Consider the following 13,556-nt stretch of genomic DNA (forward strand, 5'->3'; position numbering starts at 1 on the left):
TGAAAGAGGAGCCGAAGCACATGACGCTCAAGCGAATGGACAACATCCTGATCGTTGTCGACGATCTGGAAGCGGTGAAGGCGTTCTTTGTCGAACTGGGCCTGAAGCTCGAGGGCCAGACCACGGTGGAAGGGCCTGCTGTCGGCAGCCTCATCGGGCTGGGAGATGTCCGAGCCACCCTCGCCATGCTGCGAACGCCCGATGGGCAGGGAATCGAACTGGACAAGTTCCACACGCCGGAGGCAGTCAGGTTCGGGCCCGTGAATGCGCCGGTGAACACCCTGGGTCTTCGCCGCATCATGTTTGCCGTCGATGGCATCGATGCGGTCATTGCGCGGATGCAAGCCCATGGCGCGGAACTCATCGGCCAGATGCAATACGAGACGTCGTACCGGCTCGCCTACATCCGGGGGCCCGAAGGCATCATCGTCGGACTTGCCGAGCAGCTCGGCTGAGGCTCAAAAAAAAAGAGCCCCTGCCGCCCGGCAAGCGGGCCACAGGGGCCAATGGCGCATCAGCCTTTCAGCCGAGCACCTCGGTCACGATGCCTGCGCCGACGGTCTTGCCGCCTTCGCGCATGGCGAACCGCATGCCGTTCTCGATGGCCACAGGCTTGTTCAGCTCGAAGCTGATCTGCGCCTGTGCGCCCGGCTCGATCAGGCCGGTCTCGGTGTCGACGCGGATGACACCCGTCACGTCGGTCGTGCCGAAGAAGAACTGCGGCTGGTAGCCCGAGCCGAACGGGGTATGGCGACCACCTTCGTCCTTGCCGAGGACGAAGATCTGCGCACGCCCCGTCCGGTACGGCTTCAGCGCACCGGGCTTCACGACCACCTGGCCTCGCACGACAGCGTCGCGCTTGACCCCGCGCAGCAACAGGCCGACGTTCATGCCGGCCCGTCCTTCGGCGACGTCCTTGTGGAAGGACTGCACGCCGGTGACGATCACCTGCGCGTCGCCTTCCGAGCTCAGCCCGACGATCTCGAGGCTGTCACCCACGCGGATCACGCCACGCTCGACACGGCCGCTGACCACGGTGCCGCGGCCCGCGATGGTGTGCACGCCTTCGACGGGCATCATGAACGGCGCGTCGTAGTCGCGCACCGGATCAGGAATGCGCGAGTCCAGCGCGTCCACGAGCTCGACGATGCATTGCACGTCGGCACCTTCGAGGTCGCCGCGTTCGGCGGCGGCCAGGGCCTTCAGTGCGCTGCCGAAGACGAAGCGGGGATCGCGGTAGCCGTGCGCATCCAGCAGCGCGCCGATTTCCATTTCGATCAGCTGCTCGATCTCCGCACGGTCGCTCGCGGCCACCAGGTCCATCTTGTTCACGAACACCACCATGTGGCCGACGTTCACCTGGCGCGCCAGCAGCACATGCTCGATGGTCTGCCGCGCGGCGCCTTCGGTGCCGTCCACCAGCAGGATCGCGCCGTCCATCTGCGAGGCGCCGGTGATCATGTTCTTGATGTAGTCGGCATGCCCGGGGCAGTCGATGTGTGCGTAGTGGCGGACGTCCGACTCGTACTCGACGTGCGAGGTATTGATCGTGATGCCGCGCTCGCGCTCTTCCTTCGCGTTGTCGATCTGCCCATAGGACAGCGCATCGCCGCCGAAGCGCGCGGCCTGCACGAAGGTCAGAGCAGCCGTCAGCGTCGTCTTGCCATGGTCGACGTGACCGATGGTTCCGACATTCACATGAACCTTGTTGTTCATCATGTTTCTCTCCAGTTTGAGATTGAAAGACCGATGCGATTCGCTGGCCAGGCGAAACGGTCGGCGGGTTGTCGGTGCGCGCGCACCAAACTCGCGGTGCCCGCCATGCGGGCGAAAAAAAAGCCTGCCGGGGTGGACCACCCGACAGGCTTTTTTCTTGCCTGAAGGATGGACCTCCAGGCGCACGAGGGCCTGGAGGCTCTACACGAACCACTCCACGGAGTTGACGCACAGCACTGCGCCGGCAGCGCGTGTGGCGGAAGAAAGAAGTTCTCGTTCGGGGCTCATGTCCAAATCTCCAAGTGAGCAAACGCAAAACAAAAAACCCGGTGGCTTGAGGCCTACCGGGTCTTGTGAAACTCAGGAGGCCGAGCCTCCAGGTGGAAAGGCTCTAGGAACGCAATTCGGCAAAAGAGGCGCGCAGCGAAGTCACCGCGACTGCGCGGGTCATCGATGCATCTTGCGTGGTCAGAAACTGCTTCATGGGGCTCTCGTGCGGTCGGCTGTGGGCCGCAACGCGATGGTTGATCTTTGGGGGGAGCGCAGGCTAACACCGCCATGGCAATCCGGCAACAGGGGGGGTTGCACTCAAGCACAAGGACAAAGCCTCTCTGGGCTGAGTCCGCACAGCTCCCAGATGCGTCACAGAGCAAAGCTATAGTGCGCCCGCGAACCTCTTCGACTCTCCGGGAGCATCAGTGGACTTGATTTCATGGACCGCGGCTGCCTACATCCTGCTGCTTCCTTCCAGCTATGCGCTGGTCGATCAGAAGGTCGAACAGACCCCCTTCCCCGGGACCTCGGTCGCGACGGTCGAGACGCATTGCTCCTGGAAGGACAAGCAAGGACGCATCGTGGCCTTTTCGTGGTGGAAGCCGATGCCTGCACATCCGGGCGGGCTGATGGTCCCCGAAATGCGGATGAGCGGTTGGTGGGCCAATGAACCTGCGATGTTCGTTCAGACCCAGGTTTTCGAAGGCATCGAGCAGCGCGTTTCCATCGCGTTCCAAAAAAATCCGAATCTCGATGCAGATGCTCGCATCTTTGCAACCGGCCTGGATGTCGCTGAACTGCAGCGTTTGTTGAATGCAGCGACGCTGCGTGACCTCACTGCGGACCAAGCCGCAAGGGCCGGGTGTGAGGCTGTGGGTCCGGTCTAGGGGATTTCTTCACACGTCTGCAACGGGCCGACCGCAACGGTCGGCTTCTGGCCACTAGCGTTTCAACGCCAGCGAACGCCGGGCAACGCCCGGGACGCGACCCCCTTCATTCGGACGATGCCTGCGCACGGCAGCCGACGCACCATGCCTTCACCATTTTTCAAGGAGCAGAAGATGGGGAAACTCGAAGGCAAGACCGCACTGGTCAGCGGCGCCGCACAGGGCATGGGCGAGGCGATCGCGCGCCTCTTCGTCAAGGAGGGCGCACAGGTGGTGATCGCCGACATTGCCGCGGAGGCGGCCCGGCAACTTGCGCACGCGCTGGGCGATGCCGCGCGCGCGGTGGCGCTGGACGTGCGCGACCCGGCTTCCTGGACGGCCGCGGTGGCCACCGCCGAGCAGGCCTTCGGCCGACTGGACATCCTGGTCAACAACGCCGGCGTGCTGGCCTGGCAGTCCATCGAAGCCATGACGCTGGACAGCTATCGCCGGGTGATCGACGTGAACCAGGTCGGCTGCTGGCTCGGCATGAAGGCCGCACTGCCCGCACTCCGACGCGCCGGCGGTGGTGCCATCGTCAACATCGCATCGCTGGCCGGGCGCCAGGGCATGCGCGATGGCTCGGCCTACGTCGCCAGCAAGCACGCGGTGCTGGGCATGAGCAAGTGCGCGGCGCTGGAGTTCGGCCCCGACAACATCCGCGTCAATGCCGTGCTGCCCGGCGCCATCGCGACGCAGATGGCCGGGCTGCGCGCAGCCACGACGGGCGAGCCCGCCGTTCCGGTCTATGCGAAGCAGCCCATTCCCAGGCGAGGCACCCCCGAGGAAGTCGCGCGCCTGGTGGCGTTCCTGGCCTGCGATGACGCGGCCTACTGCACGGGCGCCGAAGTCACGCTCGACGGCGGCATGTCGCTGGGCTGAGGGCGATCGAACGCCACGCGGCTCAAGGGCTGTAGAAGCCCTTGCCTTCGCTGGCCAGGCGTGCAAGCAGCGGCGACGGCGTCCAGTGTTCGGCGCCCAGCGCCTGCTGATAGCCCTGCATAGCGCGAAGGATGTGCTTCAGGCCGATCTGGTCCGCATGGAACATCGGACCGCCCCGGTAGCGGGGAAACCCAAAGTCGTGGACCCAGAGCACGTCGATGTCGAGCGCGCGCAAGGCCACGCCCTCCTCCAGGATCCTGGCGCCTTCGTCGATCATGGCGAACAGGCAGCGCTCGAGGATCTCGGCATCCGGCACCGGGCGGCGCACCAGCCCTCGCCGCTGCGAGCGCGCCACGATCAGGGCCTCGACGCCCGGGTCGGGCACGGCATGCGGGCCCACGGGAAAACCGAAATCGAACAGCACCCTGTCGATCTGCAGCGGCGTCGCGCCCTCCTCCAGCATGAAGCTGCGCTCACGCGAGCGCCTGGCCCGCATGCGGTTGCCGACGAGGCCGTCGCAGATGCCGACCCGCGCGGATTGCTTGCCGAGCCCCTTCCTGGCTTCGCGCTCGGCGAAGAACAGGTGCCGCAACGCCGCGGACTGCGGCGAAGCCAGCAACGCCCGCGTCAGTTCCTCCTCGCGCGCCAGGCCTTCGGTCAGCGTCAATTCGCAGGCCGCCCGGATCGCCTGGATGCTGTAAGCGGGCGCGAGAAAGCCTCGGTATTTCGTGGCGACGCGTTGCGCCCAGTCATCGAAGACCTGCAGATCGACCTGCGCAACGGGATGTTCGTCGACAGGGCGCATCGGCCGCGTGCCAGCCACGACCTCTTCAGCGAAGGCCAGGCTGCCCGCCAGCAGATCGCCGTCGATCACTTCATCGATGGCGCCCAGGGCCATCGCCTGGGCCGCGCCGACGGGGTCGCCTTCAACGATCAGCCGCAGCGCGGCGTCCACGCCGATGAGCCGGGGCAGGCGCTGCGTTCCGCCGCAACCGGGCAGGATGCCGAGCTTGACCTCGGGCAGGCCGACCTGCGCCGAGGCCAGCGCCACGCGGAACTGGCAGGCCAACGCCAGCTCGAAACCGCCGCCCAGGGCCGTGCCGTGCATGGCGGCGATCACGGGCTTGGCGGACTGCGCGATGGCACGGACCACCTCGGCCAGGTGCGGCGCCTGCATCGGTCGATCGAACTCGCGGATGTCGGCGCCGACGATGAAGGTGCGGCCCTCGCAGACCAGCACCAGCGCATCCAGCGCGCGGTCTTCGCCCCCACGCCGCACCGCCTCCAACAGGCCGGCCCGGACCGCCAGCGACAAGGCGTTGACCGGCGGCGAGTGGACGGTGATCACACCGATGCGGCCGTGCGCGGACAAGGTGACTGGCAGGGTCATCTCCGGTTCCGAAGAGAAGCGTTCAACCGCGCCCGGGCCTCGGGTCCACCCGCTCCAGCCGCATCGTGCGGATCAGCCAGTGCCCCTTCACCCGCACATAGTCTTCGTGGTAGCGGCCGCTGCCCTGCCAGTGGCGCCAGCCACCCGGCGCGGCGGCGTCGGGAAACCACAGCCGGTCTTCCATGGACCAGACGCCGTGGGCGGCCGTGGACGATTGCAATGTGATGAAGGGCATGCCCGCGACATGCAGCGTGACGGCACCGGCCAACAGCGTCGACACCTTGTCCACGAAGCTGTCGCGGCCACGCCATCGGCCCTGGCCGCCCGTGTCCGTGGCCGCATCGGGCGTGAAGAGTTCGCGCAGTTCGTCCCATCGCTGGCCGTCGACGCACAGGCAGTAGCGGGCCTTGAGCTGCCGGATCGCTTCGACCGCCTCCAGGGCTTCGATGCCCTTCACGGGCGCCATGGGGGCCGACCGATCGCTCGTGTCCATGCCCGGCGCCTAGATGGAGAACCCGGAGCCGCTGACCAGCGGCGCGTTGGTCCAGTGGCCTTCGGGCGTGCGATAGAAGCCGCCCGCCGCGAGCGCGCCGCCATCGACATGCAGCGTCGTGCCGGTGACCCACGACGACAACTCGCTGGCCAGGAACACGGCGGCGCCGGCCACGTCGCGCGGCCGCCCATAGCGCCCGAGCGGCACCCAGTGCTGCGGGTTCTCGCGCAGCCCGGGCGGCAGGCCCGACAGGTCCACCTGGAGCGAATCGGTGGTCTCCGGGGCGATGGCATTGACGCGGATGCCGCGCGGCGCCTGTCCCACCGCCAGGCTGCGCGTGAATCCGGTCAGACCGGCCTTGAAGGCCGAGTACACCGGGCAGTTCGGGATGCCGCGGAACGCCTCGATGGTCGTCAGGTTGATGATGGAACGGTCGCCCTCCGTGCGCAGCATCAGCGGCAAGGCCGCGCGCGTGACGCGGAACACCTGCTTCAGGTTGATGTCGTACAGCTGCTCCCACTGCGCCTCGGTGTGTCGCTCGAAGCGACCGAAGATGCGCAGGAAATCGCCGACGTTGTTGACCAGCACATCCAGCCGGCCGTAGCGTTGCCCGATCGCCGCAACGCAGGCATCGACCTGTTCCGGGTTGCGCACGTCGGTGCAACTGACCAGCGCATCCGCGCCCTGCGCGGCGAGCGCGGCCTCGAGGCTGGCGGCACGCCCGGGGTCTGCCTCGGCGACGACCACGCGCGCGCCCAGTTGCACATAGGCCAGGGCGATCGCGCGGCCGATGCCGGCGCCGCCGCCGGTCACCCACGCGACCTTGCCCTGCAGATCGATCGTCGGGGGTGTCATGGGAGCCTGTACTGGGCGACGATCTCCTCGATCGCGCGGGTGATGTCGTCCCGGGCGTAACCCAGCAATGCGGTCTCCGCCGGATCGGGCTCGAAGTAGAGGGTCCCGCCCAGCCCGGCATAGCTGGACGCGAGCGGATGGTCCTGTGCCAGCTGCGGGATCGCCGCCGTGTTGCCCACGGCGCGAAAGAAGGCCGTGAAGTAGTCGAGGAAGGACAGGTTCCGGTCGCCGACCAGGTAGGCCCGCCCCGCTTCGCCGCGCGTCAGCGCACCTTCGATCGCCTGCGCCAGCGATCGCGTCGACATGAAATTGACGCCACCCGTCGGCGCGAACACCGGGATCTTCGCCACCCGTCCCTGGGCATACTGGGTCAGGCGCTCGAACGCGCGGGAACCGAGGCCAGGCACGGCGCCGAGCATGTAGGGCGGGTTCAGGCAGACGACACCGAAATCCGGCGTGCAGAGCGCGCGCACGGCCTCGTCGACGCGATGGCGCGACAGGATGTAGGGGTTGCCCGCCATCAACTGCGGCGCGGCCTGCGGATAGAAGCTGCCGATGTTGACGGCGCGCCGCACGCCGGCGTCACGGGCCTGCGCAAAAAAGCGCGGCACGGCTTCCACGTTGGCACGTTCCCAGAGCGCCTCGGCATCGTCTCCCTTGCGCAGGTGGCGCGGGTCCTGCCCGGCCGCGAACACCAGCGCATCGAAGCGCGCGAGGTCGGCGGTCTTGAAGCTCCCGGCCACGTAGTCGCCCTGGAGAAACGGCAGGGCCGACATCGGCGTCGCCCCGGCCGGTGGGTTGCGCGAGGCGATCGTGACCTCGTGCCCCGAGGCCACCAGATGCAGGGCCGCGTGTCCGCCAATCATTCCGGACCCGCCGACGACGAGAATTTGCATGGGGCTCCTTGTCCAATGGACCGGGGAAGACAATCCCCGTGAAGCCCGATCTTGCTTTCGCCTCTTGCGCCGGTCGTCGTCTGTTCAGACTAGAGAAACGCCGAGCAGACCTTAGTCCGACTGGACGATGCCTGCCCACCCCGAAGTACAGACCATCCGCACTGAAGCCCCGCGCCCGTGCGGCAAGCCTCGCATTCTTTCAATAACGATGGAGTAGACAAATGAAGCCTTCGCGAGCCTCTCACCGAGCCCCTGTTCGTTCCCCTGCCCGGCGCACCCTGGTCGCAGCACTCGTCGCCGGTGCCTGCTGCCTGCCGGCACTGGCCCAGACGGCCGCCGAGCCCGTGCGCCTCGGTGCGCTGGTGTCGGTGACCGGCAACCCGGCCAACGGGCTGACCTCGCTGGCCGGCTACAAGTTGGCCGTCAACGAGATCAACAAGTCCGGCGGCATCCTCGGGCGCCAGGTCGACCTGTTCGTCGGCGACGACGCCAACGACCCGACCCAGGCCGTCACCGCCGTCAAGCGCCTGATCTCCAAGGACAAGATCCAGGTCCTGGTCGGCCCCATGGTGAGCCAGGCGACGCTGGCCATCGCGCCGGTGCTGACCGAAGCGCGCATCGCCAACATCAGCGTCTCCGGCTCGTCGGCCATCACGCCCAAGGTGGCGCCCTACCACTTCAGCCTGTTCACCAGCATCGAGGCCGTCTCCGAGGCCATGACCGACTACATCGCCAACGTGCTGAAGGTCAAATCGGCGGCGATCATCACCGACACGGGCAGCCAGGGAAAGTCCGCGCAGGAGAACCTGCAGCGCATGCTCGCGGCGCGCGGCATCAAGGTGACCGGCACGCAGCAGCATGAGCCGCACATCACCGACATGACCTCGCAGGTCCTGTCGCTGCGCCGGGGCAACCCCGAGGTGCTGCTGCAGGTCAGCAGCACGGGCGACGACACCGGCTCCATCCTGAAGAACCTCGACGAGGTGGGCTGGAAGGTCAAGCTGGTCAGCAACTCGGCGGCGCTGAACGTGCCGATGGTCATGCGCACCGGCGGCCCCGATGCGTTCAGCAACGGGCTGACCGCCGGCCAGCTGCTCAAGGCCTACACCTACTGCCCCGGCGATGCGGTGGGCCAGACCGAATTCGGCAAGTTCGTCACGAAGCTCAAGGCCGCCGACAGCAAGAACTTCGCCCAGCTCAACCAGCAGGTCGTGAGCATGGCCTATGACGGGGTCTACATCGTGAAGGCGGCGGTCGAGGCCACCCAGTCCTTCGACGGCCCGGTGCTGGCGGCGTGGATCGAGAAGAACGCGCAGGCCATCAAGGGCCGCATCAACGGCCCGCTGTCGGCCTCGCCCGCCAACCACTTCCTGGTCGGCACCGACGCCATCGTGTTCGTCACCCGGCCCGACAAGAAGCGCGAAGACGGCCTGCCCGAGCGCAGCTGCCTGTAGCAGCAGCAACGAGGGGCGGCCTGCCGGAAGGCGCAGGCCGCCGCCGCACTCACAGCATCCAGTTGCCCCCGTTGACCAGCAGCGTCTGCCCGGTCACGTAGTTGCTGGCATCGCCGGCAAAGAACGAGACCACGCCGGCGATCTCTTCCGGCTCGGCGATGCGCTGCATGGGAATGCCCGCGATCACCTTGTCCATCAGGTCTTTCGGGGCCTGCTCGATCGCGCGGGTGCGCGTGGCACCGGGGCCGATCACGTTGACGTTGACCTGGAAAGGCGCCATCTCGCGTGCCAGGGCGCGCGTGAAGCCGATGACCCCGGCCTTGATCGCCGCGTAGTCCCAGTTGCGCAGCACGCCGTTGACGGCCGCTTCCGAGGTCACGTTGATGATCTTGCCGCTGCGGCGCTCGCGCATCTGCGCCACCACCTGCTGCGAGCACAGCACGCAGGTCTTGAGGTTCACGGCGAACAGGAAGTCGATGGACCCCAGGTCGGCCTCCAGGAACTCGTGCGTGTTCTCTCGCGCGCCCTGGCCGACGTTGTTGAACAGGATGTCCACGCGCCCGAACTCGCGGTCGATGCCGGCAAAGGCCTCACGCACCGCCGGCTCGCTGGTGCAATCGATGGCGTAGGTCTGCGCGCGCCGGCCGAGCGCGCGCACGTCCACGGCGGTCTGGCGCAACCCGGCTTCGTCACGGTCCAGCAGCGCGATGTCCGCGCCGTCGCGTGCCAGCCGCAGCGCTGCCGCGTGGCCGATGCCGTTGGCACCGCCGGTCACGACGGCGATTTTTCCTTGCAGGCTCATGTCTTGTCTCCTGATCCTCGGGTCTGTGGTGGGGGGTTGTTGTGTGGGGCTGTTGCACAGCGGATGCATGCGCCCGACGCCATGACCTTATCGAAGCGTGCCCCTGCGCTCATCGTCCAAGCGGACGATTCAGCCCGTCGCAATCGCTCCTACGCTGCGGGCGTTCTCCGGAGAAAACTTCGTGCCCGACCCCACCCCCGACGCCCTGCAGCGCCTGCTCGACCACCGCGAGATCCAGGACCTGGCGATCCGCTATTGCCGCGCCATCGACCGGCACGACTGGGCCGCGATGCGCGCGCTCTACCACGCCGATGCCACCGACGACCACGGCAGCCTCTTCCAGGGCCCGGCCAGCGAATACATCGACTGGCTGCCCTCGATGGCGCAGAAGATGCACGCCACCTCTCACCAGGTCAGCAACCACCTGATCGCGTGGCGCGGCGACCGGGCCGAAGGCGAGGTCTATGTCGTGGCCTGCCACCTGAAGACCGGTGCCGACGGGCAGGAGGAACAGGTGATCACCGGCGGGCGCTATCTCGACCGCTACACGCGGCGCGACGGCGTCTGGAAGTTCCAGAGCCGCAAGGCCGTGATGGACTGGAACGAGGTGCAGCCTTCGCTGCGGCGCTGGCCGCTCACGGGCGCACGCGGGCGGCAGGACCCGGCCTGGGACTTCTTCGAGTTCCTGGGCAAGTAGGCCCGGTCGGTGACGCGCGGCTCAGGGCGGCGTGGCATCGCGCCTGCGCGCCAGGCGCGCGTGGGCCTCCAGCGCGAAGGCGACGCTCTTGCGGTCGGGTTCGATCTCGGTGCTGGCCTCGACGGCGCGCAAGGTGCGCAGCGACACGGCCGCCAGGCGCTGGTATTCGGTCGTGCCCTCGGACTTCCAGAACACCTCGTCATCGGTCAGCGTGCGCACCACCCGCGCGGGAATGCCGGAGACCATCGAGCGCGGCGGCACCACCATGCCCTTCTTGACGAAGCTCAAGGCTGCCACCAGGCTGGACTCGCCGATGACGGCGTTGTCCATGACGATGGCGTTCATGCCGACCAGCACATTGCGGCCGATGCGGCAGCCGTGCAGGATCGCGCCGTGGCCGATATGGCCGTCGGCCTCGACCACCGAAGCCCGTCCGGGAAAGCTCTGCATCACGCAGGTGTCCTGCACATTCACCCCGTCTTCCAGCACCAGTTGCCCGAAGTCGCCGCGCAGGCAGGCCGCCGGGCCGATGTAGCACCGGGCGCCGACGATCACGTCGCCGATCAGCACCGCCGTCGGATGGACGTAGGCCGAGGGGTGGACCACCGGCCGCACGCCGTCGAACTCATACACGATCGTCATCGCCGTGCGCCGTTCATCCCGGATGCGCCAGCGCCTCGGCCTGCTGCTTCAGGTGGGCCTTCAGGTCCCCGGCGGCGCAGCTGAGCTTGATGGCGCCGCGCTCGACCACCATGGCCCGATCGGCCACCGACAGCGCGATGTCGATGTGCTGCTCGACGATCACGATCGCCGTGCCCGAAGCCGCCCAGCGGCGCAGGAAGGCGAGGATGGGCGGCAGCAGCGACTGGGCCAGGCCCAGCGAAGGTTCGTCGCTGAGCAGCACACGCGGCTGCGCGACGAAGGCCTGGCCCAGCGCCAGCATCTGCTGCTGTCCGCCGCTCAGGTTGCGCGCGGGCTGCTTCAGCCGCTCCTTGAGGATGGGGAAGACGTCGAACACCTCCTCGATCGCCCGGTCGAAACCGCGCTTGTCGCGGCGGATCACCGCGCCCAGGCGCAGGTTGTCCCACACCGAGATGTCGGGGAACACGCGGTGCCCGTCCAGCACCAGGCGCAGGCCGCTGCGCGCAATGGCCTCGGGGCTCATGCCGCCGATGTCCTTGCCGTCCAGCCGGATGCGGCCCTGCTCGGGCTTGATGAAGCCGCCGATGGTGCGCAGCAGCGTGGACTTGCCCGCGCCGTTCTCGCCCACCACGAGCAGGATCTCTCCCGGCTTGACCGAGAGATCGATGTCGCGCAGCACCGGCACATTGCCGTAGCCCGAGCGCAGTTGTGTGGTTTCAAGCATGGGCCGGCTCGATGAACAGTTTGCGAACGAAGGGGTTTTCGGCGATGTCGCCGGCGCTGCCGTGCGCGACCACCTTGCCGGCCTCCAGCACGGTGATGGTGTCGGCGATGTCCCAGACCAGCTCCAGGTCGTGCTCGACCAGCACCACGGTCTTGCCCAGGTCATCGCGCAGGCGGCGCAGCAGCTGCTTGAACTGCTCGCGCTCCGACGGCGAGAGCCCGGCGGCCGGCTCGTCCAGCAGGATGATGTCCGCGCCCATCAGCACGACGCGCATCAGTTCCACCAGCCGGCGCTGCCCATGGGGCACCAGGTCGACATGGCCGCCGGCCATGGCCTGCGCCAGTGCCGCGATCCGTTCGGCCGGATGCGCCTGCCCGCCCTGACCGCCCCCACCGCGCACGACGCGCGAGGCGTCCACGCCGATCTCCACGTTCTCCCACAGCGACATCGCCGGGAAGATGCGCGGCTTCTGGAAGGTGCGCCCCAGGCCCAGCCGGGCGATGCGGTGCGCAGGCAACGAACTCACCTCGCGGCCCGCCATGCGCACGGAGCCGCTGTCCAGGCGCGAGAAGCCGCTCAGCATGTTCAGCAACGTGGTCTTGCCCGAGCCATTGGCGCCGACCAGGCCGTGGATCTGGTGGCGCCTGACCTGCAGGTCGACGCCGTCCAGCGCCGCCACCGAGCCATAGCGCTTGGTCGCCGAGCGCACGTCGATGGCGTCGCCCGATGCCTGCCCGTCCACGCGGGCCTTGGCGGTGCCGCCTTCCAGCAGGCACTCCAGGTTCACGTTCAACGGCGCTTGGGTCTTCCGGCGACGCTGGCGCCAGCGCTCGAAGGTGCCGACGATGCCGTCCGGCAGCAGCAGCATGACGACCAGCGCCGCGGCGCCGTAGGCCAGCAGGCGGTACTGGAACAGTTCGGCCAGCAGGATGTTTGGCAGCAGGTAGAGCACCCACACCCCGACCACGGTGCCCAGGATATGGCCGCGCCCGCCGACGATCACCGCCAGGAAGAACAGGATCGACGTGTCGAGGTTGAAGGCTGCGGGACTGACGAAGCCGACGATGGGCGTGTAGAGCGTGCCGACGATGCCCGTGCCGAAGGCCACCAGGGTGAAGGCAACGCAACGCATCAGGCCCGGCGACACGCCCAGCGACTGCGCCGCCTCGGGGCTGCTGGCGGCCACGCGCAGCAGCCGCCCCAGCGCGGTCCGCCGCAGCAGCACGTGCGCGGCCAATGCGGCGCAGGCCACGCCGCAGACCGCCAGTGTCATCGGCGAGACGCCGAGCACCGTGCGCTCATGCCAGGAAGAGAAGCTCAGCGAGAGGCCGTTGATGCCGTTGGTGTAGCGGTTCGCCGCCACCAGCATTTCGGGGAACACGGTGGCCGCGCTCATCGTGACGAAGCCGAGGTAGTAGCCCTGCACGCGCAGCGACGGCAGCGCGTAGAGGAAGCCCGCCACGACCGCGGCCGCCACGCCGCAGCAGGCCGCCACCCAATACGGCTGGCCGTACAGGCTGGCAACGACGGCCGCACCGTAGGCGGCCACGCCGAAGATCGCGCCCTGGCCGAAAGAGGTCTGGCCGGCGTCGTGCATCAGCAGGTTCTGAAAGGCGGCGACGGCGATGAACAGGTTGACCAGCTGGAAGCTGTGCGTCCAGTAGTCGTTGCCGACCCAGTCGGGCAGCAGCCCGCTCAGCACGATCAGCACGCAGGCGATCGCCAGTTGCCCGGTGTCCGCGTCCATGTGGAAGCGGCGGGCCGTTCCGGGGACGGTGGGCGTCAAGACAGTGGATGTCATTCGAA

At 67.8% G+C, this 13,556-nt stretch carries 14 protein-coding genes; 5 read left to right on the forward strand and 9 right to left on the reverse strand.

Features of this window, described 5'->3' with window-relative positions; translation table 11 throughout:
• Nucleotides 1–20: 20 nt before the first annotated feature.
• Nucleotides 21–455 carry a VOC family protein gene (locus AC07Q9_RS15225; protein ID WP_489058638.1) on the forward strand — a complete coding sequence of 145 codons (435 nt, stop codon included), beginning with the start codon at nucleotides 21–23 and terminating at the stop codon, nucleotides 453–455.
• A 67-nt stretch (nucleotides 456–522) separates the two neighbouring features.
• Here AC07Q9_RS15225 and AC07Q9_RS15230 read toward each other — a convergent pair whose 3' ends face one another.
• A complete protein-coding gene (locus AC07Q9_RS15230) occupies nucleotides 523–1,719 on the reverse strand; it encodes an elongation factor Tu (RefSeq protein ID WP_495310478.1) in 1,197 nt (398 codons plus the stop codon).
• A gap of 695 nt (nucleotides 1,720–2,414) precedes the next feature.
• Between AC07Q9_RS15230 and AC07Q9_RS15235 the strand changes: the two genes are divergently transcribed.
• Together AC07Q9_RS15235 and AC07Q9_RS15240 are read left to right on the forward strand one after the other, a co-directional pair.
• Entirely contained in the window at nucleotides 2,415–2,876 is a 462-nt protein-coding gene (locus AC07Q9_RS15235) for a hypothetical protein (RefSeq protein ID WP_495310480.1), read from the forward strand.
• A 144-nt stretch (nucleotides 2,877–3,020) separates the two neighbouring features.
• Nucleotides 3,021–3,797: an SDR family NAD(P)-dependent oxidoreductase gene (locus AC07Q9_RS15240; protein ID WP_495310482.1), complete on the forward strand. Its 777-nt coding sequence runs from the start codon at nucleotides 3,021–3,023 to the stop codon at nucleotides 3,795–3,797.
• Between the two features lie 22 nt (nucleotides 3,798–3,819).
• Here the strand turns inward: AC07Q9_RS15240 and AC07Q9_RS15245 are convergent, their stop codons facing one another.
• Genes AC07Q9_RS15245 through AC07Q9_RS15260 form a run of 4 tightly spaced genes read right to left on the reverse strand, consistent with a single transcriptional unit; the run spans nucleotide 3,820 to nucleotide 7,431 of the window.
• Entirely contained in the window at nucleotides 3,820–5,169 is a 1,350-nt protein-coding gene (locus tag AC07Q9_RS15245; protein ID WP_495310484.1) for an enoyl-CoA hydratase-related protein, read from the reverse strand.
• 40 nt (nucleotides 5,170–5,209) lie between these two features.
• Nucleotides 5,210–5,680 carry a nuclear transport factor 2 family protein gene (locus AC07Q9_RS15250; RefSeq protein ID WP_495310486.1) on the reverse strand — a complete coding sequence of 157 codons (471 nt, stop codon included), beginning with the start codon at nucleotides 5,678–5,680 and terminating at the stop codon, nucleotides 5,210–5,212.
• A gap of 9 nt (nucleotides 5,681–5,689) precedes the next feature.
• Nucleotides 5,690–6,535, reverse strand: a complete 846-nt coding sequence (locus AC07Q9_RS15255; protein ID WP_495310488.1) for an SDR family NAD(P)-dependent oxidoreductase — start codon at nucleotides 6,533–6,535, stop codon at nucleotides 5,690–5,692.
• The gene (locus AC07Q9_RS15260; RefSeq protein WP_495310490.1) at nucleotides 6,532–7,431 is read right to left on the reverse strand and encodes an NAD-dependent epimerase/dehydratase family protein; all 900 of its coding nucleotides are present in this window, start codon (nucleotides 7,429–7,431) and stop codon (nucleotides 6,532–6,534) included. The genes AC07Q9_RS15255 and AC07Q9_RS15260 overlap by 4 nt, the downstream gene beginning before the upstream one ends.
• A 221-nt stretch (nucleotides 7,432–7,652) precedes the next feature.
• On the opposite strand from AC07Q9_RS15260, the gene AC07Q9_RS15265 reads away from it, so the two are divergent.
• Nucleotides 7,653–8,885, forward strand: coding sequence for an ABC transporter substrate-binding protein (locus AC07Q9_RS15265; protein ID WP_495310492.1), 1,233 nt, complete (start codon nucleotides 7,653–7,655; stop codon nucleotides 8,883–8,885).
• 49 nt (nucleotides 8,886–8,934) lie between these two features.
• On the opposite strand, the gene AC07Q9_RS15270 is transcribed toward AC07Q9_RS15265, so the two are convergent.
• Nucleotides 8,935–9,687: an SDR family NAD(P)-dependent oxidoreductase gene (locus AC07Q9_RS15270; protein ID WP_495310494.1), complete on the reverse strand. Its 753-nt coding sequence runs from the start codon at nucleotides 9,685–9,687 to the stop codon at nucleotides 8,935–8,937.
• Nucleotides 9,688–9,868: 181 nt separating this feature from the next.
• Between AC07Q9_RS15270 and AC07Q9_RS15275 the strand changes: the two genes are divergently transcribed.
• Complete coding sequence (locus AC07Q9_RS15275) at nucleotides 9,869–10,384, forward strand: nuclear transport factor 2 family protein (protein ID WP_495310496.1); 516 nt, start codon at nucleotides 9,869–9,871, stop codon at nucleotides 10,382–10,384.
• Between the two features lie 21 nt (nucleotides 10,385–10,405).
• Here AC07Q9_RS15275 and AC07Q9_RS15280 read toward each other — a convergent pair whose 3' ends face one another.
• From AC07Q9_RS15280 to AC07Q9_RS15290, 3 genes are read right to left on the reverse strand one after another with little or no spacing between them, the layout of a single operon-like run.
• Entirely contained in the window at nucleotides 10,406–11,026 is a 621-nt protein-coding gene (locus AC07Q9_RS15280) for a phenylacetic acid degradation protein PaaY (protein WP_495310498.1), read from the reverse strand.
• 13 nt (nucleotides 11,027–11,039) lie between these two features.
• On the reverse strand, nucleotides 11,040–11,750 hold the full coding sequence (locus AC07Q9_RS15285) for an ABC transporter ATP-binding protein (protein ID WP_489058650.1): 711 nt from the start codon (nucleotides 11,748–11,750) through the stop codon (nucleotides 11,040–11,042).
• A complete protein-coding gene (locus AC07Q9_RS15290) occupies nucleotides 11,743–13,551 on the reverse strand; it encodes a branched-chain amino acid ABC transporter ATP-binding protein/permease (protein ID WP_495310501.1) in 1,809 nt (602 codons plus the stop codon). The genes AC07Q9_RS15285 and AC07Q9_RS15290 overlap by 8 nt, the downstream gene beginning before the upstream one ends.
• Nucleotides 13,552–13,556: the final 5 nt, after the last annotated feature.

The organism is Variovorax sp. GW821-FHT09A10, assembly GCF_059418385.1.